This is a genomic window from Arthrobacter sp. HMSC08H08 (assembly GCF_001807575.1).
GTDB classification, from domain to species: domain Bacteria; phylum Actinomycetota; class Actinomycetes; order Actinomycetales; family Micrococcaceae; genus Pseudoglutamicibacter; species Pseudoglutamicibacter albus.
Genome location: NZ_KV789394.1, coordinates 170319 through 193802, shown reverse-complemented (window position 1 = coordinate 193802; position 23484 = coordinate 170319). Strand labels below are relative to the sequence as shown.

The window sequence follows — 23484 nt, the reverse complement described above, 5'->3', positions numbered from 1 at the left end:
CTATTGAGTTCTCAAACAACAAACACCCAACCAGCTCGCTACAGTTATCTATAGTCCACTCCGAAGGGCGCACTGAATACCAACCAATTTCTTGGTGATTTTCAGTGGGTTGGTCGCCTCAGTGCTCTCACGATCTTTTTCAGTCGGAGCCGTTCGCGGCGACAAGAGAAAACATTACGGGAGTTCAGAACAACATGCAAATCGGCGATGAACCCCTCCAGAGCTCCAACCAGCACCGAAAACCGCATGATTCCGCGGAACCTGCTGGTTCAAGGTGTGCTGCACCACTGAAAACTCGTAAAAATTTGTGGCCACCGTCACCGAAATTCCTTCGAATTCGTGCCCGGGATCACTCGTTCGCCCTACAAAACAGCTATTCGCTCTGTAGCGCATCCAGCACCGCGGCGGCTTGAGCGTCGGTTATTTCACCACGGCCAACAGCTCGAGTGATGGCCGCTGTGGCCATCGCAACATAGAAGCCGTGCGCCCCAACTGGCGCATCGGGCCCTGACCAACCACGACGCGCGGACGCCACGGCCTCCGGGCTCAGCGTGCGAGCAAAACTTGTGCCCGCGCTCGAACCGCTCGCTATCGCCGCATCAACAGAGGAGCGCACCAACGGTCCCAGGGCCGCGCTCGGATCTTCAACACCCACGCTGTTCAACGCATCCCACGCATACGCAAGCGACGCAGAGACCGGCTCCGTAGCCACAGCGACGGCCGCGGCATACAGATCGCGGTCATCCTCATCGAGCACAAAGGGTTCACAACCCAGCTCCACGGCGAGCGCCAGCGCGACCGGGACCATGAGCTTCGGCGCAGAGACGGCTGCGCGCGCCCCGTTCAGCGCGGTGACGTCCATGCTTGTGCCCGTGAACCGCAGCAGAGGGTGGATCGCTAACGGGATGGCGCCAGCTTCCGCGGCTGGAGTCAGAACGTCGATGCCTACCGCCGGTGATGTGTGGAGCACGAGCTGGCCCATCTGGAAGCGGCCAGCAGCGGCCGCGGATGCGACCTCTTGCTGGATGGTCGCGGCATCCAGGGCGAACACGACGGCTTCGCTGCGTTCGAGGACATCAGCGGTGCTCGTGTGGGGGACGCCTGGCAGGATCGCCTCGGCCCGGTCGGCGGAACGTTCATCCGTGACCGAGATCCCCACGATCTGGTGGCCCGCGGACCTCCACGCGGCAGCAACCACAGGGCCTACGCGGCTTGCACCGATAATCCCGATGCCTAAACGCGGCGCATGCGCGCCCAAAGAAGCCGAGCCTAAGGAGGAAAAACTCACCGCACCTCACCCCAGTGGTTCTTGTCTGCCCAGCCCGCCAGGGCTGCGGCCCGCTCACACTGCCTGAAAACGAAAGTGTCCGCGGTCTGTTGCTCAACATCGTAGATCTTTGTGTTGACCGGCCCCGCAGCCGTAGCCACCGTGAGAGTCGCAACACCGGCCGCCCTAGCGAACGGCCCTTGCCCCAAAGCAACCCCTTGGGTGCGTTGATGCGGAACAAACGCGACCTTCTTCACCAGACGGCCTGAGGTGATGATCAGCATCGTCTGCGTGAGCGCAAACGCCTGCCGCGGCCCCGCGATCGGGGACAGCCAGCGCGCCTTGCGTGGGCTCACCACAAACTCCGGTTCAGCTCCCGGGCGTTCCACGGCAGCCACAACGAGCGGCTGGGTCCGGTCCGTCCCCGGGTTCGGGATCAACACCGCCACCACGGCGAGGGCCTCCTGGAACGTGCCCACCGGCAGCAAGACGTTGCTTTTCTCTGCGGAGGCTCCATCGGAGGGGACGTTCGCGACAACCCGCCACCAGCCGGTGAGTTTCCACAGCAAAGGCTGTTGGAGCCCCAGCGCGTGCACGCGTTCCGGCGGGACTGTGGTGTTGCTTGATTCGGTGTAGCCGCGTGTCAGCACCAGCCCGTCCTGCCCCGCGCTGACAACGAAGCCGCCGTTGGTGTTGATCATCGAGAACACGAGGCCACCCCACGCTATGAGTAGCGGGCCGAAAACCACGAGCGGCTGCGTGAACGAGGACGTCTCGATCGCACTCACCACATACCCGATGATCACCACGGCACCGAAAACCACGTTCTTCAGCAAGGCCGCGGCCACGAGCCGATTCATGCGAACTTTGACGAGAGGACGCACTACCTCCGATGCTGCAGTTGCCTCGGCGGTTACTCCCGTTGCCTGGGTCTTTGCCGCTGTTACCTCGGCAGTTGCCGGGGCAGTCTCGGTCGATGCCGCGTTCCCCTCTGTCTGTACCTGGGCCACGGGTTGTTGCTCGCCGCGGGCGGCACGCAGGATGTCCTCGCGTAACTGTTGGGCCTGCCGGTAGGTCACGTACTGGAGTTTCGCGGCTGCTTCTTGCGCATCGGCCACATGGAACTCGAGCTCAGCGAGACCGAAAATACGGGCCAGAATGGGGCGGTTGATGTCGATGCTTTGGATCCGGTCGATGCGGGCGTGGCGCACGTTCTTCATGAAGATGCCCTGCCGAACTTCGACACGGTTCGCTGTGATCCGGTACCCCATGGCCCGCCACGCGAACCACGAATACACGATCGTGCCGATGATGACCGCGAGCCACGCCCACATCACCCACGTGTCATCGGAGAACAGGCCGAAAAAGTCCGAAGACCCCTCGCCCTCACCTTCGCCCTCGCGCCCGCCATCGCCGCCGGAGGGGCTACCGCTGACAAACGATTCGGCCCAACTGCGCACAAAATTGAACGCCAACAGCGCGAAAATGATCCACCCGCGCACCAACGGGGTCGCCTTATGAACCCGCTTCCACTCAACCGTTTCAGGCACGTTTGACACAACGCCCCCCTAAATCCCGGCGAGCTTCTGCTCACCCCGCGCCGCGAGCTCATCACGTAGACGCTCGCCATCAGCTTGAGTCAGGCCAGGGATGTCCGGCGAGCCTTCTGCTGCGGCCGTCTTGAAGGAGACCTGGCACAAACCGAACCCGCGCATCAGAGGCCCCGACTTCAGATCAACATATTGAAGCCGGCCATACGGCACCACCACAACCCGGCGGAACACGATCCCCACCCGGTACGTGAAATCGTTCTCCCGCAGCATCCACCCCATGCTGCGTACGCGCGGCCCGATCAGGAACGCTTGAACAACCCCGCTCACCAGCGTGTAGCCAGCCACGATCCAGCCCGCCCACACGAGCCACGTCGAGGCATCGAACACACCCAGGCGCTTCAAGATCCACGGCGCACACCCCGCCGCCCCCAGACACAGAACCGTGAAAATATTCGAAAGATGCTGAACCCGCGCCAACCGCGGATCCACCGGAATCCACTCGTGATCCGCAACCCACCCAGTCTGCGCCGGCGAGCCTCCCTGCGCCGCATCGTTATTGTGCTGCATCTGCGGCTCCTTCCGTCGGGGCGGCATCGTCGTCATCGTCTGAGTCCACGGTGCATAACCGCTGCACTACCAGCCCCACCGCTGCCACGATCACGCCGGCCGCCGCCGCAAGGAGCGCGCGGAAGAAAATCGGTGACCCCACAACACCATTCACCACTACATCGATCACAACGCCGGCGTGGAAACCCGATGCCGCCAACCCCACCAGCGCCGAGGCTTGCGCGAACACCACAACACGCACCGCCGCCAACGGGTCAATCCGGCGATCAGTGCGCCGCGTGCGCGATAGAAACACCCACAGACCCAGAACTAACGCGACAACAGCCACCGCAACCAACGCGACCGAGGACGCCCGCCCCATAGCCCACAGGTCCGCGCTCACAACGGCGAGTAACGTCGAGGTCAACAACCCGAGGGCCGCGAACACAAGCCATCCACCCAGCATCGGTACAACGCGTAGTTTAATCACGATGCGGACGCCCCACCATTGCTCGGAGCGGTTGCGGTGGCCTCACGGTCATCGCGCGAGTCCGGTAGCCGATGCGCGGGATCCATGTACGGGCGCACCCCGCCTAAAGGCTCAAGTTCACGCGCAACACGGAACACGGACTCCGAACCCACAAACGCGCCCGGGTCCATCCACGACCACGGGATCACCACAAACCCGCGCTCCAGCGCGCGCGGATGCGGCAGGGTCAAGACCGGGTGATCGCTCACAACAGAGCCGAACGTGATGATGTCCAAATCCAAGGTCCGGGCACCCCACCGCACCTCACGAGTACGGCCGTGCTCAGCCTCAATACGTTGCAACTGTTCCAGCAACGTCGCCGGCGCCAGCGTTGTTGAAACCTCGATCACCTGGTTCAGGTATTCCGGCTGTCCCTCGGGGCCGCCCACCGGATCCGTCAACACCATCGGCGACTCACCCGTGACTGTGACCCCATCCAACGCCGCGATCTCAGCGCGCGCCAACGCCAACGTCTCAACAACGTCACCCAAATTAGCGCCCAACGCGATCACCGCAACCACCGGGAAACCCGGCTCGCGCGTCAAAACCTCCGGGAGCGGGCCACCGTCTGCTTCATACGGTTCAGAACCCTGCGACATTACAGCCTCCAACGTTATGAACGGCTACGGCTCATCGTCACAGCCACATCGCCAAACGGCACCGGGATCGGTGCCTCGGGCTTATGCACCGTGACCTGCACCGCGAGCGGAGAAAAGTCCCGCATCAAACGGTCAACAATCACCGAAGCCAGCTTCTCAATCAAGTTGTATGGCCCGCCCTGAATCTCATCGACAACGGCTTGGGCCATCGACCCATAATCCAGGGTGTCCGAAACATCATCCGATGCGGCCGAGACCCGGAAGGACGTCGCAACCTTCACATCGACAACGAACCTCTGGCCCTCCCGCTTCTCATGATCAAAAACACCATGAAAACCCGTCGCAGAAATCCCGTTGATCGTGATGACGTCATGACCATCCCACTGGAAAGGCCTCACGCCTCAACCGCCTCAGCAGGGTTCACCCACGCACGCGCAACCTCAACCGCATCGCGGGTACCGGCAACATCATGAACACGCACAGCCCACGCACCCTCGGCGGCAGCCAAAGCGCTCGTCGCATGCGTTGCCGCATCACGGTCAGCAACCTCATGCGGGCGCTTACGCTCCTCCAGCAACCGCCCCAAGAAACGCTTACGCGAGGTGCCAATCAGAACGTCATGACCCAACGCCACAAAACGATCCGTCGCATTCAAAACAGCCCAAACATGCTCGGCGTTCTTAGCGAAACCCACGCCCGGATCCAAAATAATGTTCTCCTGCGCCACACCCGCGGCAACAAACTGATCCCGCACCTCGACCAGCTCCGAAACAACCTCAGCCACAACATCGCCATACTCAGCGTGATCCGCCATCGTCTTCTGATCACCACGGCGATGCGTCAGCACAACCCGAGCACCCAACTCGGCAACAACCTGAGCCATATCCGGTTCAAACGTCTGGCCAGAAACATCATTAATCAGGTGCGCGCCAGCTTCCCACACCTCACGCGCAGTCGAAGCATGCGTCGTATCAACCGAAACCACAGCGCCCGCAGCAACCAGGCCCTTCACAACAGGCACAACCCGGGCAGCCTCAACCTCAGGATCCACAAAATCAGCGCCCGGACGCGTCGATTCACCACCAACATCAATAATGTCAGCGCCGGCACGCATCATCTCAAGACCATGCGCAATCGCCGCATCAACATTCAGGAAACGGCCGCCATCCGAAAACGAATCCTCAGTGACATTCAAAATACCCATCACCAAGCAACGATCACGCGGCAAATCAGCCCACGCATCCTCACGCGACTTCGCACGAATCACAGCCAAAGCAGACGTATTAGGGCCAGTACCAGGGGTTGCAGCGAGGTTGAACATCAACCGACCTTCCAGACGAGACGCAACGAACACGCGGCACACGGCCGCACACCACTAGCCTACCCGCCAGCCGAAAAAGCTACCGGCCATGCCCCATAATCAGGCCCATCGCCTCAGCACGCGTAGCCGGCTCACGCAACTGACCACGCACAGCCGAAGTCGTGGTCGTCGACCCAGGCTTACGAACGCCCCGCATCGACATACACAAATGCTCCGCCTCAATCACCACAATCGCCCCACGCGGCTGCAGATGATCCTCCAATGCCTCCACAATCTGCGTAGTCAAACGCTCCTGAACCTGCGGACGCCGAGCAAATAGATCAACCAGCCGGGCCAGCTTCGACAACCCCGTGACCTTGCCTGAAACACCCGGGATATAACCGATATGAGCCCGCCCATGAAACGGAACTAGGTGATGCTCACACGTTGAATAGAACGGGATGTCCTTGACCAAGACCATCTCCGAATGATCAATATCGAAGGTCGCGGACAACACGTCAGCCGGATCCATATGCAGGCCCGAGAAAACCTCGGCATACGCTCGGGCCACACGCGCCGGCGTATCCACCAAACCATCCCGGTCCGGATCCTCACCGACCGCCAACAGGATCTCGCGGACAGCACGCTCAATCCGAGCCTGATCAACACGACTCTGCTCCGTCCAACCCTGCTCAACCTCGCCAAGCTCAACGTCACCAGCAACAGCGCCGCCGAGCCCAGCGTCACCGGGTGCAGCGTCAGGGCTCTTGCCCGTCACACCAAAACCATTAGAGTCCACGTTCGACATGATCACAGCCTACCGACCTACAACAGCTCAGCCTCAATCACCGAAGCCGACAGGTGCAACGCGGAAGCGACCCCCGCATCGTCCTCACTACCCACAAACACCACCGCGAGCGACGCCGCCGCATAGCCCGGGACCCGCAACGGGACCGCGATCGAACTCACGCCAGTCAAAACCTGCGAACGGCTCTTGGTATACGGTGCGGCGGCATCCCCAAGCAACTCCGGATGCGCTAAACCACGCGCCGCCAACTCCGCAGTCCCCAGCTGCGCCCGGATGGCGGCCCCCGGGGCGCCAGCGTCCAACGGATGGGCGGAACCCGGACGTTGAACCAGCGTGGCACCATCGACCTTCGGCTCAACCGAAACCAATGTCACCACTTGATCCTGCGTCAAAACAGCAATGAACGCCGTCATCTGCAGACCTTGAGACAACCTCGTTAGCTCCGGCAACGCGGCAGCCTGAACATCACGGCTCACTGAACGCGCCAAAACCAATAAGTTAGGGCCCAACGTCACAACACCATCGGCGCCCCGCACCACCATGTTGTGCGCCTCTAGCGTACGCAGCAACCGGTAGACGATAGAGCGGTGCAAGCCGACCCGTTCACACAATTGCGGGATCGTGAGGCCCTGCTCATACTCGGCGATGGCCTCCAACAAACTCAGGCCGCGCGAGAGCGTCTGCGAACCTGCCGCAGACGCCCCCGCACGGCCCTCAGCATCAACCGTCACAAAGACAACCTGGCTCTATCTTCCGTGGCTTCCTTAGGACTCCGAGAGGACGCCCTTGAAAAACTCGCTCAGCTCATCCGTGGCATCCAGCGGCAGGACCTGGGCAACGTACTGGTCAGGGCGCACAACAACAATCACGCCGTCACGCGAAAGCTCGCGCGCATCGTAGATGTCGCGGCTCAAAGCGACAGGGTTCATTTCCTGACGTTCACGGTCAGCCGAACCAAGAGCCGAGGCGAAGACGTTCTCCCACTGCATGATGCCGAAGTCGCCGTAGCGTGGACGGAACACCTCTGGTGCGTCGAAGACCTCGAACTCCTCGTGGGACTGCTGGTAGATCACCTTGACGTCGAACCATTCGTGACGTGGGCGTCCACCCAGCTCGCTGCCAACCAGCGGCGATGCTTCGTCGTCTTTGAGCCATGCTGCGAGATCATCCACCGCGGAGTGCTCGGTTGGGTGCGCACCGTCAGCGAACACATAGATACGCCAGCGGCCATCGGCTTCTGCAAGGTGGCCCAGATGCAAACGGACTCCGTCACAACGGCGGGTAGCCCACGCCGACTTGAAGCGCTTACCGACCGGGAAACCGGCAGCGAGCTCTTGGTGTTTGGTGTCACCGCACACCATGGACGGCTCGTATTCGGTCATGAAACCTGCCGGGAACTCGGCGGTACGGACGTAGAAGTCCTCGAGGTCGCTCGGGTTTTCGAACTCCTCTGGCTTACGCGCCATCATCGAGGACCATTCCATGTCGAAGTCGATGAGGTTCTGCGCGATCACCTGACGCTCGCCCGTGTAGGTCGAGAGGATCTCCAACGGAGCGGTACCGAGCAGGGCGTGCGCGAGCTTCCAACCGAGGTTGAATGCGTCCTGCATCGAGACGTTCATGCCCTGACCGGCTTTAGCGGAGTGAGTGTGGCATGCGTCACCGAGGATGAATACGCGCGGCATCTTGTTCCCGGCTTCTTCCACTGGGACGTCATCGAAGCGGTCGGTGACGCGGTGGCCGACCTCATAAACCGACCACCATGCGACGTCTTTCACCTCAACCGTGTACGGGTGGAGGATCTCGTTGGCGTGACGCACGATCTCATCGAGCGGGGTCTGGCGAACCTTGCCGTCGTCATCTGCGGCGGTTTCGCCGAGGTCGACGTACATGCGCGACATCGCGCCACCTTCGCGTGGAATGTGGAGGATCGAGCCGCCGTCATGGGACTGGATCGCGCACTTGGTGCGCCAGTCTGGGAAGTCGGTTTCGACGATGGAGTCCACGACTCCCCACGCGTGTGCGGCTTGTTGGCCTACGCGGGTTGCGCCGATGTCGCGGCGGATCTGTGAACGCGCACCGTCAGCGCCGACGAGGTACTTGGTGCGGACCGAGAACTCTTCGCCGGCCTTCTCACCGAAGGTGTAACGCAGGTTGACGAGCAGCGGGTATTCCTGGGAGTCGTCGCGTTCGTGGGAGACGTATTCGATGCCGTAGTTCGGTTTCATGCGGGAAGGCTGGTTACGCATGAACTCACCGAAGTACTGCATGATGCGGGCCTGGTTGATGATCAGGTGCGGGAATTCGGAGACACCGTGCGGGTCATCCGGGGCGAGTGCCGCGCGGACGATGTTCTTTGGGTTTTCTGGGTCTGGCTTCCAGAACGCCATTTCGCGGAGATGGTAGGCCTCATCGATCACACGGTTTGCGAACCCGAAGGCTTGGAAGGTTTCGACGGAGCGGGCCTGGATGCCGTCTGCCTGGCCGACCTGGAGTTCGTGTTCGCGGCGTTCGATGAGGCGCACCTCGAGCTGCGAGAAGACCGAGAGTTGCGCTGCGGTAGTCATACCGGCGGGACCTTCACCCACGATCAGTACGTCCATAACCTCCGGCAGGTCTTCACTACGGTCGATGCCGACTCCTGCGGCTTCCTTGATAAGGGGGTCTCCGGTCACATAGCCGTTGTGGTGAAACTGCATTCTGGCTCCATTGCGGTGAAAGTCATTGGGATAAAAGATCACAGATTAGTTCGATATGCGAACACTGCATTCTGTATTCGCAACTGTGATCTATCGTACACGCGAACGGTGAGCTTCGAACAGTCTTTTACGCCCTTAAACAGGAAGGGACGTGGAGCATCACACTCCACGTCCCCGTCGCCGCCCACATCAGCGGAACCTCTATCGAGACTTAGCCAATCCCCCCGAACGACCACGACTCCTGAATGCATGAACAGCAGCGATGCTTCCGCCTATAAGCAAGATGGAAAAAACGGTCAGGCCGATGAAAGCGCCAGGGGCAGCAGCAAATGAATACTTGGAATATTCGAGATCTTTCAACCTATCGTTCATCATCGCCAGATGAGGGAAAAACACAATATAAGTTGCGACACCTGCAACCCCGGCAATAGCCCCGCTAATCGCGCCGGTCACCTGGAGCGGCTTGACGCGAATAAATATTGCTATGGCGGAAAGGGTTGCTGAAACAAGCGACAGAGCCATAGAAATGACCGCCAGGATCAAGACCGGATCCTCAAGCCTCCACACAAAGGCAGGCCCTCCGTGGCCCTCGATGTTAAGAACATAAGCTGGAATGAACATGGTCGCGAATGCCAGGGCGGCGAGACCGGCCACCATGAACGGCATCGCTACAGCCCCTCGCTTCGCCCCAGCAGGCACCGTCTGACCCGCTGCCTCAGCTGGTAATTCTTGAGCTGCCGACCCCGGCACGAACACAGCTGGCCGAATATTCGCTCTGAGATCCCGGCCTTTCAGCTCCATAATAAGCACGAGAACGCTCACCACCAGGAGCAGGCCAAACACAACCAGACCAAAGAATGAACCGAAACCTAGACCAATCATGGTGTCTTCAGTTTCCCAGGATGCTCCAAGTGCTTCAGCAAATCTGCGTATTTCGCTGAGCTTGCCGTTCACTCCAGCAATCCCCACGATGTACGCGGTGAGGCCCATAGCGCCCGCCACGATCCCCACAATCGGGTAGGTCGATAACAACGCTCTTCTACGAGCGAAGAATGCCGCGACCGACACAGCCGCGGAAACGATCACCAGGACCATAGAGATGATCGCAAGTATCGTCGCCTCATGCGGAACTAATTTAGCTTCCTTAATTAAATTGCCCCCCGAGAAGAAACCGACAGAACTTGAGTGGATATCAACCCGTACGCTCACCAAGGGCAAAAACAATGCAACGAGACCGAGAACAGCTAGGCCTGCAATGATTACCGGAAGCCACTCCGACCATCCCTTCGGAAGCACAACGCCCGCACCAGGCTGACCGTACTGCGTCGGGGCATACTGCTGTGGCTGGTGCCCACCGCCTGATTGGGCGTCGATCCATTCCGCGAGTCCCTGATAGCAGTTGGGATGCTGACGCACTACCGCCCGCAGATCGGGACGCGACTGCGCCAGATTCATCAACGTATGTTGATCCAACTGAGGATTGTCACGAACGTCTGCCTCAGTCATTGAAGAAAAATCAGGGGTGCTCATGGCGACCTACCTTGAAGTAATCAACTGTTTCTTTGTGTTTTGTGAAGCTACTGGCGGTTTAACCTGGTCTAAGGCTAACCCAGGTTAAGTGACCATGACCACATTCCGCCACCAAGCTTGTGGCAAGAATGCGTTGAAAAGTATGCGCTGAGAAGTATGGATCGTTAACAAGAGAATGCCCCAGGAGGCATCTTGCCTCCTGGGGCATTCTGCTAACTACTTCTGAGCAGGTCAGTTTGTGCTCTGTGCCTGCTTAATCCACTCCGCCAACGCTGGATAGCAGTTAGGGTGCTGACGGATCTGCTCCCACAATTGAGGCTTAGTCGCGGCAAGTTGCTGCAGCTCAACTGCCGACGCCCCCGCCGGCACCGTCTCACCCGAGGCCTCAGTCGGCGCCTCCTGGCTCTCTTCCTTGGCAGGCTCCTCAGCCGGCGCTACAACTGGTTCCTCAACCGGGGCTACAACTGGTTCATCGACAGGCTCAGCATCTGCAGCCTGCGTTGGCGCCTCGCTAACCTCTTCAGGTGTCTCGGATACCGGCTCGCCAGTAGCAACAGATTCAGGCTCGGACGCAACCGGCTCCGAAACCGCGGTCTCCGAAACCTTCGCCTCACTCTGAGCAGACTCTTCAGAGTCCGGAAGCTTGGCCTCGACGTTCTGAGGCTGCTGGTCCGGCGACTGCCAAGCCGCCCGCTGACCCTGCGCTTGGCCACTGTCCTGCTGCTGGACTCCCTGTGCCTGTTCACCCCGCTGCGGCTCGCCCTGTTGCTGATCATCCTGCGACTGGTCTGACTGTTGTTGGCCAGACTGCTGTTCGCCAGTATGTTGCTGCTGCTGTTGCTGACCGTGCTGGCCCTGCTGTGGGTGCTGCGACTGCTGGGCGTAGCCACCGTACTGGTTGTTCTGGTACGGCTGCTGATTCCAGCCTGCCCCGTTCGAGCCGCCTGCGAAAGCTGGCTGCAGATTCGCGCTGATGCCCTTACCCTTCAGCTCCATGAGAAGCGCAACAACACCCGCCGCAAGGAGTAGGCCGAAAACAACCAGACCGAAGAACGTGCCGAACGCTGGGCCTACCGAAGTGCCCGTGTCCTCCAGGGAATAGCCATACTCTTCAAGCTGCTTACGCGCTTTGTTCGCCTCGGCGCCGACCTGGATGAACATGACGATGTAGGTGATGATGCCCAAAGCGCCTGCCGCGATCCCCGCAATCGGATAGATCAATGGCAGCGGTTTCCTTCGGACAAAGAACGCCACGGCCGGCACAGCTGCGGCCGCGATCACCAAGATCATCGAAATGATCGCAAGCACCTTGACGCCGGCCGGGGCATCAAGAAGCGAACCGGTGTGGCTACCGAACCTACTCTTCGCGCTGACAGCCGGCAAGAAGATCGCAATGAAAGCAAGAACAGCCAAGCCCGCGATGATGACAGGAAGCCACCCTGTCCACTCCTTCGGAAACACAACGCCCGGACGTGGCTGCCCATACTGTGGCTGGCCGTACTGGTTCTGCCCGTACTGCTGGGACTGAGTCTGTCCATCCTGCTGTGGCTGACCGTACTGCTGAGCCTGCTGACCATAGCCAGGGTTGTAGCCCGACTGCTGCTGCGCCGGATACTGCTGGTACTGACCCTGCTGGTACTGATTCTGGCCGTACTGGTTCTGCCCGTACTGCTGCGATTGAGGCTGCCCATCCTGCTGTGGCTGACCGTACTGCTGAGCCTGCTGACCATAGCCGGCGTTATACCCCGACTGCTGCGACGGATTCTGAGCCCCATAACCCTGAGCCCCGTTGCCCTGCGCTCCATAACCCTGGGCCGCATAGCCTTGCGCAGGCTGGCTCTGTTGCGGCTGCTGCTGACCGTACTGGTACTGGTACTGGTTCTGCTGGGACTGGTTCTGCTGTGGCTGCTGCCCGCCAGCTGACTGGCTATCGATCCATTCCGCGAGGCCTGGATAGCAGTTAGGGTGCTGGCGCACCGCCGCGCGCAGATCCGGGCGCGACTGCGCCACATTCATCAGCGTAGTCTGATCCAGTTGGGGATTATTTCTGACGTCTTCCTCAGTCATTGAGGAGTAATCGGAGGTGTTCATGACAACCTAACGTGGCTTCGGAGACAGATCAGTTTGATCTTAGATCAGACCAGCCTGCAGGTTCTAGCTCGGAGAACCTCAAACACCGTTCCGTCCGCACACGCGTACACAATTACGCCGCGAGGGCAAAACGCCCCCGCGGCTACGTGCCTGGTCTTATGTTCCTGGCCCTTGCGGTTCCCCTCCCGGCAGTTCAGTTCCCCCAGCCGGAGGGTCCACAACCGTGACACCTTCTCCAGGTTTCGGCTCGGTACCCTTACCCTGCGGGTCGCGCTTGATGTCACGTTCACCACGTACCGGTGGGAGGTCCTGGCCAGGGCGGGCCTCATCGAACAGCCACTGCTCACGTTCCGGAAGCTTCACCAGATCATGGAAAATCTCTGCGACCTCCGCCTGGTTCAAGGTTTCACGGTCCAAAAGTTCCTTAGCCAAGCGATCCAGGACGTGCCGGTTCTGAGTCAGAATCTGATACGCCTCAGCGTGAGCGTTATCCAGAAGTTGACGGACTTCCTTGTCCACAACCTCAGCCATGCCCTCGGAATAGTCGCGGGTCTGCCCGGCTTCACGGCCCAGGAACGGTTCGCCGCTACCGGTACCCAGCTGCACAACACCCACTTCGGAACTCATGCCGTACTGGGTCACCATCTTCCGGGCCGTCTCGGTGGCCTTCTGAATGTCGTTCGAGGCACCCGTTGACGGATCGTTGAACACGACCTCCTCCGCAACGCGGCCACCCAACGCATACGCGAGCTGATCCAACAACTCCTGGCGGGTTATCGAATAACGGTCCTCCGTCGGCACAACCATCGTGTAGCCCAACGCACGGCCACGCGGAAGAATCGTGATCTTGGTGACCGGAGCCGAATGCCTCAAAGCAGCCGCAACCAATGCGTGGCCACCCTCGTGATAAGCCGTCACCTGGCGCTCATGCTCACGCATCAAACGCGTACGCTTCTGCGGGCCCGCCATCACACGGTCAATCGCCTCATCGATCGCTCGATCATCAATCAAATGAGCGTTGGAACGCGCCGTCAACAGCGCGGCCTCATTCAAAACGTTCGCAAGATCAGCACCCGTGTACCCCGGTGTCTTCTTCGCGACAGCCTCAAGGTCAATCCCATCAACCAGCGGCTTATTGCGCGCATGCACCTCAAGGATCTTCTTACGTCCCGCAAGATCCGGCGCCTCAACAGGCACCTGACGGTCAAAACGGCCCGGACGCAACAAGGCCGGATCCAAAACATCCGGACGGTTCGTCGCCGCAATCAAGATGACGTTGGTGTTCGCATCGAAACCATCCATCTCAACCAGCAACTGGTTCAGCGTCTGTTCACGCTCATCGTTACCGCCACCGATGCCGGCACCACGCTGGCGGCCCACCGCATCGATCTCATCAACAAAAATGATCGACGGCGAAGAACTCTTAGCCTGCTCGAACAAGTCACGCACGCGGGAGGCACCCACACCAACGAACATCTCAACGAAATCGGAACCCGAAATCGAGAAGAACGGAACCCCAGCCTCACCGGCAACAGCCTTAGCAAGCAACGTCTTACCGGTACCCGGAGGGCCATACAGCAAAACACCGCGCGGGATCTTCGCCCCAACTGAAGCGAACTTCTGCGGATGCTGCAAGAACTCCTGGATCTCCCGGAGCTCCTCAACAGCCTCATCCGCGCCAGCCACATCCTTGAACGTGACCTCCGGCATGTCCTTATTGATCATCTTCGCTCGGGACTTACCGAACTGCATGATCTTGCCGGAACCACCTTGGGCGCGCGACATCAGGAACAAGAACAAGCCGAGGATGATGATCATCGGCAACAACAGACCCAACGTGGACAAGAACCAGTTACTGGTCTGCGGGCGGTCCTCGAAACCATTCTCTGGCTCCGCGGCCGCAATCGCCTTAGCGACCTCCGGGCCGCGGGTCACCGAATACTTGAACGTGACCTTCTTACCAAGGTCACGGCCCTCATGCTTGACCGGTTCCGTGGTTTTCAGTTCAACCCGGTTGCCGTCATCATTCAGATCAACACGCGTGACCTTGTTGTCCTCAAGAAGCTTCAGACCAACCGAGGTCGGGACCTCGTTGCGCTGCCCGCTCAACAGAACGGACATACCAACCATGAGTCCAACAACACCCAGAATGACCCAGAAATACCAGGTTTGATACAGCTTCTTCTTAGGCTGAGTCGTCTTGTCCATTGATGCGCTGACGCGCCTTCCTCTTAGCCACAGCCCCTACCCCACCCGTCAAAACCGGCTGTTCTTCAACACGGCCGGCTGTTCAAAGGGGAGCTGCGAACCCGCTTACATACTTCTAACGTTCTAGATTACCTGTCGCCTACCGCGCCAGAATCAACCCGAGGTACTACTCGCTTTGGTACACGTGCGGAGCGAGCGTGCCGAGCGCATCGAGGTTGCGGTACTTCTCTGCGAAATCTAGGCCGTAACCGACCACGAACTCGTTCGGGATGTCGCGGCCCACATACTTGACGTCGATATCGACCTTGATCGCGTCAGGCTTGCGCAGGAACGTGCAGATCTCAAGGGAACGCGGCCCGCGCGACTTCAGGTTGGAGACAAGCCACGAGAGCGTCAAACCGGAGTCGATGATGTCCTCAACGATGAGCACGTCGCGGCCCATGAGGTCAGTGTCGAGGTCCTTGAGGATCCGTACGACACCCGAGGACTGCGTGCCGGATCCGTAGGAGGACACCGCCATCCAATCCATCGAGACGTTCATCTTCAACTCGCGGGAAAGATCAGCCATGATCATCACGGCACCTTTGAGGACGCCGACGAGCAGCAGGTCGCGGCCCTTGTAGTCCTCGTCGATTCTTGCGGCCAGGTCGCGAACCACCTGATCGATTTCCTCACGCGACATGAGTACGTTTTTTAGGTCATCGGCGACGTGATCTGGCTTCACGGACTTCCCCTTTTTACACGATGTGGCGGCCGGCGGCTAGCGATATAGAAAGCCGCTTCCCTCCATGTTTGCACACGATAGTGCTCTCTGCAGGATTTGTGCTCAGATTTATGCGTCCGATGCGCCCGCCGGCGGCCGCCCGATGAACCGGATCACGCTGTGGTTAGGTGTGGTTTTGATGCGGTGAGCGGTAACGTAGCCGTCGAGCTCGATGGGGCCTGCGGAGCCTTCACCTGCAGTGAGGCGTTCGAGTGCCGCTGTGCGTTCTGCGGTGGGAGCACGCCCCCCTACGGTTTGCGCGGCGAAACGCAATACGCGGGTGCGGATGGCTTGCGGCGCGTTTTTCAGCAGGTAACGGTCGAGGTCCCACTGCATCGGTGCCCGCCCTGATGCGCGGGGCCCCTCGAGGACTTCTGGGGTTTCGGTCAGTGCGCACGTTTGGAGTGCGGCTTCGGCTTCGTTATCGAGGTGCTCGGCATCGTGGCGGGCTTGGATTGCGGTGCGAACAAGGTTGGTGAGCGCGCCATCGCCCAGCACTCGCGTGAATTCTGGTAGCAGTTCGAGCCGGACCTTGTTCCGTAGCGCGAATTCGGGGTCCGTGTTCGTGGGGTCTTCCCACGGCTGGACCCCATAAGCCTCACACACCGCCTCGGTATCCTCGCGCCACACCTCCAGGAACGGCCGCAGGAACCGTCCCCGCCGGTCCGGGATCCCAGCTATAGCGCGTGTGCCTGAACCCCGCGCGAGTGCGAGCAGCACCTGTTCAGCCTGATCGTTGGCGGTGTGGGCGGTAAGAACGAACTCGGCCCCAACCTCTTCACGCACCAGTTCAAGCTCGCGATACCGGGCCTCCCGCGCATCGTTCTCTGTGCCTTTACCCGGCACCTCAACACGGCGGACCACCACCTGCTCCACACCCAAAACGCGGCATGCGCGCGCCGCCCCTTCCGCGGCGGCAGCGCTTCCGGCCTGCAACTGATGGTCCACAACCACAGCGGTGAGCCGACCAGTCAAGTCCCCGTCGCGACGCATCTGCCCGCACACCGCGGCGAGCGCGAGCGAATCCGCGCCACCAGACACCGCGAGCACATAATTCAGCCCGCCCGGCAGCCGCTGGCGTAGCGCCTCGCGGGCACGCTGAATCCGCCTGAATACTGCGGGTGGGATGCGTTCGCTACTCATCGTGGCCGGGTTTCGTTCATGGTGACGCTCTATTGGCAGCCGCGCTCTATTGGCAACCGCAGTCGGCGAGCGCGGTGGCCACGGCGTCGGCTGAGGCGCGTGCGGCGTCCAGGTTGCCTTCGACGTCGTTGAAAATGATGGAGAACCCGAGTGGGCGGCCTTCCTTGGTGGTGACGACGCCGGTGAGGGATATGACGTCTGCGAGCGTGCCGGTTTTCGCGAGCACGAGCGCCTTGGTCCTCTTCCCATCCAGGCGGGTTTCCATGGTTCCGTTGACGCCCGCGCGCGGTAGCAAGGATGGCACGAACGCTAGATCACGACGAGCAGGCTGGGTTGCCGAGCCATCGTTGAGGGTCAGCGCCATGACGTCGGCGAGCGTGCCTGCTTGGACGCGGTTTTTGTCTGAGAGCCCGCTGGTGTCTCGCATCACGAGCTCGTTTGTTTCTACGCCGAGTTCTTCGAGGGCTTGTTTAACGCCCTCGATGGCGCCTTGAGTCGAGCCTTCATGCCCGCGTTTGATCCCCACGAGGCGGCCGTATGTTTCGAGGATCACGTTGTCTGAATGCGCTTCGCCGTAGGCGAGTTGTTCACGCACCGTCGCTGAATGCACGGCCGCGAGCTGACCTTCGACGCTGCCGGGCTCAAACGGGTCTACGGCGTCAAAGCCCGGTTTAGTTTTCCCAGACGCCTGCTTGACCTCAACGCTTTTCTTCCCTGACTTCACGGCAGACTGCAGGTGGTCGGTGAACACCTCTAAAGCATGTTCGTCCGGGTTCCGGACCACCGGGGAGGTGTGTGAGGCTTCAGAGCGGCCCGCGTAAAGGGCGATCGGGGCGATCTCGGTGACGTTGTTGGTTGAAACCAGATCATCTGCCCAGTCAGGGTTCAACGCTGGGCCTGTGAACATCCGGGTATCCACACCCACTTTGAGCGAACCATCCGCTTCATCAAGCGCCCCGGAGGCCTTGAGTTCTTTAGCGGTCTGTTCAGCCAACGTCTTCAAACCTGCGCGACCATTCACGGCCTTCGCATCACTTGCGCCCGGGTTGAGCATCACATCGCCACCAGCAACCAGCCACACGACAGGCGCCCCGGAGCCCCGCTTGTCCAGAACGGTCCGCGTGACCCACTGATCCTCCAGCCCCAGCGTGGACACCACCGCGGTACCTGTCAGAACCTTCAAGGAAGACGCCGGGATCAACGCCTCCCCCTCACCAACGTGAGCGACCTGCTTGCCTGTGACCGCATCGACCACTGAAACCTCAACCGTGCCCGGGCTGTCCTCAAGTGCTGCATCGACCTTGCGTTGCAGCACCGCGGCATCCGGGGCCGGCCCCGACGTACTGAACGCCGGGGCCGGCAACTGAGGAACCTCGGCGGTCGCGGCCGGATCATCCGGCCGCCCAAAAAACGCAGACACCACCTGGGTTGCGGCCACCAACAACAGGGCCACAACTACAGGGACAAGGAAGCGACGCGCGGGTCGGGAAGCATTGGTCATCAATGAAATTCTACTTAGCTCACGTCAGTTACCCTTAAACAGAGAACGCCCGCGCGCCGGCAACGCGCGGGACACCCCACCATTTACCCACCACTTAAAGGAGTGCACACATGAAGCATGATGTGACCATCGAAATCCCTGCCGGCTCCCGTGTCAAGTACGAGGTGGACCACGAAACCGGCCGCATCCACTTGGATCGCGTCCTGTTCACCCCTATGCAGTACCCAACCCACTACGGGTTCTTTGACAACACCCTCGGTTTGGACGGCGACCCGCTGGATGCTTTGGTTTACATCCCAGGCGTGGATTTGCACCCAGGTGTTGTGGTTGAGGCTCGCCCGATCGGCGTTTTGAACATGACTGATGACGGCGGTGAGGACGCGAAGGTTGTGTGCGTTCCGTCTGATCCTCGTTTCGATCACATCCAGTCCGTTGAGGACCTGGGCGAGTTCTTGCGCCAGGAGATCGAGCACTTCTTCACTCGTTATAAGGATCTTGAGCCTGGCAAGTGGGTCAAGGTTGAGGGATGGGCTGACCGTGAGGCCGCCGAGAAGGAACTTCAGGAGTCCATCGAACGTTTCAAGGGCTGAGCACCTCTGTTCCATGTGACTTTGACGCAGCAGAACACCCGCGACGTCGGCGATGGCGTGGGTGTTCTGCTGCAGTCACTTAAACGGTCGGTGGGCGATGCCGCGGATGGTTTCGACCGGACCGTGGGCGATGAGGCCGCGGGCCTTATCGCTGACCCCGCCGATGTGGTGTTGGCTGTTCTGACGGGGTTGCGGCCCGGCCCTGACGGTGCCGTGTTCCGGGTGGGGGTCGGTATTGCCGGGGTTGATGCACACGATGCCGCGGCGGCTCGGTCTCGGGTGGCCGTTGAACGTACGGTGCGGGCCACGGTGCCCGTCGCGGTTGAGGCCGGACCGGCGGGTATAGCGCTCGATGGGCTACCCACCGCGCCGGAAACCGCTGCCGCCGCTGAGGGCGCGCTCGTCCTCTTAGGGGACGTGATCTCACGCCGCTCGGCCGCCGACTGGGCGGTCATTGACTTACTTCTCCCTGGTGTGCGTGGCCAACAGAAGGCCGTAGCCGAGGCTTTAGGGGTCACCGTTCAAGCGGTATCGCAGACCATAGCGCGCGCCCGCTGGCGCGAAGAAGTAGCGGGCCGCGCCTCAGCTGAGCTCCTGTTACGGCTCGCAGAGACCCTCGTCTAACATGCGGGTGGGTCAGCAGCGGCTGGGCCGGCAACACCGGGGCTACACGGCTGGCCCTATTCTGCGACTACGCGGAAGGTCGTTACTTTCGCGTCTTGCGCACCGCGCACGTATCCGGTGGGCGAGGTCGCTACGGCCTGCAGGAACGAGACGATCTCTTGCGTGATTTCCTCGCCCGGCAGAACGTTCGGGATGCCTGGCGGGTAAGCGGCCAGGGTGTCCGCGCTGATCCGGCCCACCGCGTCCTGATCTGAAACCACGTCGAAAGCGTCCGCGAAGTAGGCATCGCGCGGCAGCAGCCGCATAGTTCCGGCTTTCGGGAGCTCGGGGAAACGCTCCTCAGTACCGGGCTGTTCCGCGGTACCGCTGAGCGCGTCAACTGCATGGCCTGGGGTGGTTGCTTCCCAAGCGTCCGTTGCCGCAACCACCGAGTTACCGGAAGCAACCGGGATGTCAGCGGAATCGGCGTCGACATTCGGGCTCTGCGCGGCATCAGCTACAGCACGCAGCGCCTCGAGGGTCCGGTCAACCGCAGGGGTAGCCAGGGCACCGAAGATGATGACGATGGTCGTGGCAGTGGACATTTCGCAGTAGACGTCGTGGTCCGCGATGAGCCGCTGACGCACCCAATGGCCCGTATGCCCCAAACGGGATACATCCACGGGGATGCGGAGCGTGTCGATCTCATGGATGTCCGCGAAACCACCGAAATCATCAGAAAGAACACGGAAACGATCATCCTCACGTAGCGCCTCGCGTAGCTGTTCGGCACCACGCAAGGCGCTCTCGATGCGGTCACGGCCGTTGATGAGGCCTTGGCGGGCCACGTCCAGAGAGCCCTTCAGGATGTTGGAGGCCGAGGTCGAGCCGGTCATCGTGTACGCGCGTTCAACGAACGGCTCGAGCTTTCGCGCCAACGGCCCGTGCCCCAAATGCAGCATCGCTGATTGGGTGAGCGAACCAACGAGCTTATGCGTCGAAGAAATCACGAGGTCCGCACCGAGCGCCACCGGCGAGCCGGGCAGATCCGGGTGGAAACCGAAGTGCGGGCCCCACGCGCCATCCACGATGAGTGCTGCATCGTGTGCGTGCGCAACCTCAGCGAGCCCCTCGACATCGGCAACCGCACCGAAATAGCTCGGCGAAACCACATAGACGCTATCGACCTTCTCACCGGCCTGGGCCTGTGAAGTGAGCGCCTCATCGAGCGCTTCAGGGGTCAAGCCGTGCGTGACGCCGTTGCGTGAATCAACGTTCGGGACAACGAAAGACGGCATGAGCCCCGCCAGCAGAATCCCGTCGGTGAAGCTCGAATGCATAGCACGCTGAACCATGACGCGCTCACCGAGCGCTCGCACCGCGATCGCGGCGGTGCGGTTGGCCTGGGACGCGCCGTTGGTCATGAACCACGTGCGGGAGGCACCCCACGCCTCAGCGGCGAGCTCGAGCGCCTCATCGAGCGGGGTGTTTTCGCCTAGGTCGATGCCGTCGGTCATCGGTGGAACATCGAGCGCTACACCTTGGGCGCCCATGAAGTCCACGAGCTCCGGATACGAACGCTCAGCATCACACGCATGGCCGGGCACCATGACCTGGAGGGTGTCGCGCTGGGCATACTCAAGGAGGGCATGGCCGAACGGGGCACGATGCTGTGCTGGGTTTCCGCGGGCGATGTCGCCAACCTCGCGGGCGGTCTTCTGGAGGTCAGATCCCGGCTTGCGCATAAAGGTTTCCTTGAGCATAACCTCTATGAAAACATGCGAAATCTATGCTGTGAACGGGTCATTTTTCTATATCCCTCTATACTCAGTATGGAGCCGGCCCTCGGTTTAACCAGTTCTAGGGTCAGCCAGCTCTAGGGTCGCCACATTCCAAACTCAGCAAGCTCTAGGTGACCCAGCTTTAGGGCGCTCCACTCTCACTTCCAAAGACGATAGAGGCAGGTTCATGCTCGATACGCGGCAGTTGCAGGCCCTGGATGCGATAGCTCGTCACGGCTCGGTGGCTAAGGCGGCGCGGGCTTTGGGCTGGTCGCAGCCCACGGTTGATCATCACCTGGGTAATCTTGACCGCGCTGTGGGTGCCCCGCTCACGGTGCGCGATACGCGCGGTACACGGCTCACACATGCGGGTGAGCTCATGGCGGAGCGCGCCGCGGAGATCCTCGCGTTGTCTGATTCCGCGCTGCGCGACACCCGGGATCTTGCTCGTCTGGGCCGTACTCGCCTCACGTTGGGCCTCTTCCCTACCGCGGCGGCGCGGCTTCTGCCCTCGATTGTTCGTAGCGCTGAGCAGCTGGGTTTCGAGGTCGAGCCAACCTTGGAGGAAAGCCCGGACTTGATCCAGCGCATCAACCGCCGCGCCTTGGATGCCGCGATCATTTACGCGGTGGACGGCTATCCGCTCTCGCTTGGGCCGCGCGCCCTACGTATTCCGCTGTATGAGGACGAACTTTTACTCGCGGTCCCCACAGACCATTGGGCGGCTGGGCTGAGTGTTGTCCGCGCTCAAGACCTGGTTCCGTTGGCTCAAGAGAAGTGGGCTTTAGGCACCAAAGAGGGTGACCCTATGGATCAGGTGGTCATGGACGTGTTCTCTGACGCCGGGCTCCAGCTCAATGTTTCCACGCTGCGCACCGATGATCTTCCATCCCTGCTTGGCCTGGTAGGGGCAGGGCTTGCGGTGGGTTTGATCCCGCTCCTTGCGCAGCACATGGCCAACGACGACGTCGCACTCGTTCCGTTTGATAACGCACGTTTCGCGCGCCATCTGGAGCTGGTGGCTCCGTGGGCACCCGGGCATACGGGGCATGCGGCGAAGCGGCTGGAGGCCGCTGTCCGCGGCGCCATCGCCGAAGTCGAGGACTAAAGCAGCGAGTTGAGGACGTCGGCGAGCCCGTGCTCGTCCACATGGCCTGTGACTTCACCGGCGGCGGCGCGGACTTCTTCGACTGCTTGGCCCATGGCCACGCCGCGTCCGGCCCAGGCGAGCATTTCGATGTCGTTGCGGCCGTCCCCGACCGCCACGGTCTTTTCGATCGGGAAGCCAAGCCGTGAACGTAGCGCTTCGAGTGCGGAGCCTTTCGTGACGCCGTGGGCTGCGATGTCGAGCCACGCGGACCAGCCGACCGCATAGGTCACCCCGGATAGGCCGATGCCTTCGACGGCGCGGCCGAAGTCCTCAGCGGTTGAGTCGGTTGAGAACACGACGAGCCGCACCGCATCGGCTTGCATCATCTCCTCTAGGCTCACGCCGCGGGCTTGGACGCCGAAGCTGGCGTCTTGGAAACGTTCGGTTGAGAGGAAGTCTCCGGTGTCTGTTTCGATGGCGAACTTCGCTACCGGCAGGGCTTCCTGGAGGGCCCTCAGTGCGGGTTCCGGGTCGAAGGTTCTCCGGTCGACAACGGAGAACCCGCGCGAATACGTGGGGTCGAGTTGGGCTGTGACCCCACCGTTGGAGGAGATCACGTGGCCTTTATCGATGCCTAAGGCTTCCGCGACCGGCAAGGTTGCTGGAAGCGAGCGGCCGGTAGCGATGATCACTTCGTGGCCCGCCCGCCTCACTGCGTGGACGGCCTCACGGACGGGTTCGAAGAGTTCACCTGAATGGTCAACGATGGTGCCGTCTACATCCAGGCAGATCATGTACCGACTGTGCTCAGGGTTCCCAGTCTCGATTGTCTCAACCTTTGTCATCTCAAGCTCACTCATTTCAACCTGCTCTTTCAGCGGGG

At 60.9% G+C, this 23484-nt stretch carries 21 protein-coding genes; 3 read left to right on the top strand and 18 right to left on the bottom strand.

Annotated features, from left to right (window positions below; all coding sequences use genetic code 11):
- Window positions 1-373: 373 nt before the first annotated feature.
- From HMPREF3175_RS06695 to HMPREF3175_RS06620, 16 genes are all read right to left on the bottom strand, one after another.
- Window positions 374-1288 (bottom strand): DUF2520 domain-containing protein, encoded by a 915-nt coding sequence (locus tag HMPREF3175_RS06695; protein ID WP_256276304.1) that lies wholly within the window; start codon window positions 1286-1288, stop codon window positions 374-376.
- Window positions 1285-2826, bottom strand: a complete 1542-nt coding sequence (locus tag HMPREF3175_RS06690) for a PH domain-containing protein (RefSeq protein WP_070491358.1) — start codon at window positions 2824-2826, stop codon at window positions 1285-1287. Before HMPREF3175_RS06690 ends, HMPREF3175_RS06695 begins: the two co-directional genes overlap by 4 nt.
- Window positions 2827-2835: 9 nt before the next feature.
- On the bottom strand, window positions 2836-3387 hold the full coding sequence (locus HMPREF3175_RS06685; RefSeq protein WP_176744709.1) for a PH domain-containing protein: 552 nt from the start codon (window positions 3385-3387) through the stop codon (window positions 2836-2838).
- Entirely contained in the window at window positions 3374-3856 is a 483-nt protein-coding gene (locus HMPREF3175_RS06680) for a DUF3180 family protein (protein ID WP_141742484.1), read from the bottom strand. The genes HMPREF3175_RS06685 and HMPREF3175_RS06680 overlap by 14 nt, the downstream gene beginning before the upstream one ends.
- Window positions 3853-4494 (bottom strand): 2-amino-4-hydroxy-6-hydroxymethyldihydropteridine diphosphokinase, encoded by a 642-nt coding sequence (gene folK, locus HMPREF3175_RS06675; RefSeq protein WP_070491354.1) that lies wholly within the window; start codon window positions 4492-4494, stop codon window positions 3853-3855. The genes HMPREF3175_RS06680 and folK overlap by 4 nt, the downstream gene beginning before the upstream one ends.
- 14 nt (window positions 4495-4508) lie before the next feature.
- Window positions 4509-4892, bottom strand: a complete 384-nt coding sequence (gene folB / locus HMPREF3175_RS06670) for a dihydroneopterin aldolase (protein ID WP_035755995.1) — start codon at window positions 4890-4892, stop codon at window positions 4509-4511.
- Window positions 4889-5815 carry a dihydropteroate synthase gene (folP, locus tag HMPREF3175_RS06665; RefSeq protein WP_070491352.1) on the bottom strand — a complete coding sequence of 309 codons (927 nt, stop codon included), beginning with the start codon at window positions 5813-5815 and terminating at the stop codon, window positions 4889-4891. The genes folB and folP overlap by 4 nt, the downstream gene beginning before the upstream one ends.
- Before the next feature lie 79 nt (window positions 5816-5894).
- The gene (folE, locus tag HMPREF3175_RS06660) at window positions 5895-6602 is read right to left on the bottom strand and encodes a GTP cyclohydrolase I FolE (protein ID WP_083289473.1); all 708 of its coding nucleotides are present in this window, start codon (window positions 6600-6602) and stop codon (window positions 5895-5897) included.
- 17 nt (window positions 6603-6619) lie between these two features.
- Window positions 6620-7333, bottom strand: a complete 714-nt coding sequence (locus tag HMPREF3175_RS06655; RefSeq protein ID WP_035756000.1) for an IclR family transcriptional regulator — start codon at window positions 7331-7333, stop codon at window positions 6620-6622.
- Between the two features lie 33 nt (window positions 7334-7366).
- Complete coding sequence (locus tag HMPREF3175_RS06650) at window positions 7367-9301, bottom strand: FAD-dependent monooxygenase (RefSeq protein WP_035756002.1); 1935 nt, start codon at window positions 9299-9301, stop codon at window positions 7367-7369.
- A gap of 201 nt (window positions 9302-9502) precedes the next feature.
- Entirely contained in the window at window positions 9503-10831 is a 1329-nt protein-coding gene (locus tag HMPREF3175_RS06645) for a variant leucine-rich repeat-containing protein (protein ID WP_035756003.1), read from the bottom strand.
- A gap of 231 nt (window positions 10832-11062) precedes the next feature.
- Window positions 11063-12922 (bottom strand): variant leucine-rich repeat-containing protein, encoded by a 1860-nt coding sequence (locus HMPREF3175_RS10575; RefSeq protein WP_070491350.1) that lies wholly within the window; start codon window positions 12920-12922, stop codon window positions 11063-11065.
- Between the two features lie 156 nt (window positions 12923-13078).
- The gene (ftsH, locus tag HMPREF3175_RS06635) at window positions 13079-15130 is read right to left on the bottom strand and encodes an ATP-dependent zinc metalloprotease FtsH (RefSeq protein WP_052048426.1); all 2052 of its coding nucleotides are present in this window, start codon (window positions 15128-15130) and stop codon (window positions 13079-13081) included.
- A gap of 166 nt (window positions 15131-15296) precedes the next feature.
- The gene (gene hpt, locus HMPREF3175_RS06630) at window positions 15297-15812 is read right to left on the bottom strand and encodes a hypoxanthine phosphoribosyltransferase (RefSeq protein WP_052048441.1); all 516 of its coding nucleotides are present in this window, start codon (window positions 15810-15812) and stop codon (window positions 15297-15299) included.
- A 150-nt stretch (window positions 15813-15962) separates the two neighbouring features.
- Window positions 15963-17036: a tRNA lysidine(34) synthetase TilS gene (gene tilS, locus HMPREF3175_RS06625; protein ID WP_070491348.1), complete on the bottom strand. Its 1074-nt coding sequence runs from the start codon at window positions 17034-17036 to the stop codon at window positions 15963-15965.
- Window positions 17037-17082: 46 nt separating this feature from the next.
- Window positions 17083-18537 carry a D-alanyl-D-alanine carboxypeptidase/D-alanyl-D-alanine-endopeptidase gene (locus tag HMPREF3175_RS06620; protein ID WP_070491346.1) on the bottom strand — a complete coding sequence of 485 codons (1455 nt, stop codon included), beginning with the start codon at window positions 18535-18537 and terminating at the stop codon, window positions 17083-17085.
- A 110-nt stretch (window positions 18538-18647) separates the two neighbouring features.
- Between HMPREF3175_RS06620 and ppa the strand changes: the two genes are divergently transcribed.
- Together ppa and HMPREF3175_RS06610 are read left to right on the top strand one after the other, a co-directional pair.
- Complete coding sequence (ppa, locus tag HMPREF3175_RS06615; RefSeq protein ID WP_035756011.1) at window positions 18648-19127, top strand: inorganic diphosphatase; 480 nt, start codon at window positions 18648-18650, stop codon at window positions 19125-19127.
- A 21-nt stretch (window positions 19128-19148) separates the two neighbouring features.
- Window positions 19149-19751 carry a hypothetical protein gene (locus HMPREF3175_RS06610; protein ID WP_141739848.1) on the top strand — a complete coding sequence of 201 codons (603 nt, stop codon included), beginning with the start codon at window positions 19149-19151 and terminating at the stop codon, window positions 19749-19751.
- Window positions 19752-19807: 56 nt separating this feature from the next.
- On the opposite strand, the gene HMPREF3175_RS06605 is transcribed toward HMPREF3175_RS06610, so the two are convergent.
- Window positions 19808-21475 (bottom strand): aminotransferase class I/II-fold pyridoxal phosphate-dependent enzyme, encoded by a 1668-nt coding sequence (locus HMPREF3175_RS06605; RefSeq protein ID WP_083289467.1) that lies wholly within the window; start codon window positions 21473-21475, stop codon window positions 19808-19810.
- Between the two features lie 223 nt (window positions 21476-21698).
- Here HMPREF3175_RS06605 and HMPREF3175_RS06600 point away from each other — a divergent pair, with 223 nt between their 5' ends.
- Window positions 21699-22619, top strand: a complete 921-nt coding sequence (locus HMPREF3175_RS06600) for a LysR family transcriptional regulator (RefSeq protein ID WP_070491344.1) — start codon at window positions 21699-21701, stop codon at window positions 22617-22619.
- Here the strand turns inward: HMPREF3175_RS06600 and HMPREF3175_RS06595 are convergent.
- Window positions 22616-23461: an HAD family hydrolase gene (locus HMPREF3175_RS06595; RefSeq protein WP_141742483.1), complete on the bottom strand. Its 846-nt coding sequence runs from the start codon at window positions 23459-23461 to the stop codon at window positions 22616-22618. The genes HMPREF3175_RS06600 and HMPREF3175_RS06595 overlap by 4 nt on opposite strands.
- Between the last annotated feature and the right edge of the window lie 23 nt (window positions 23462-23484).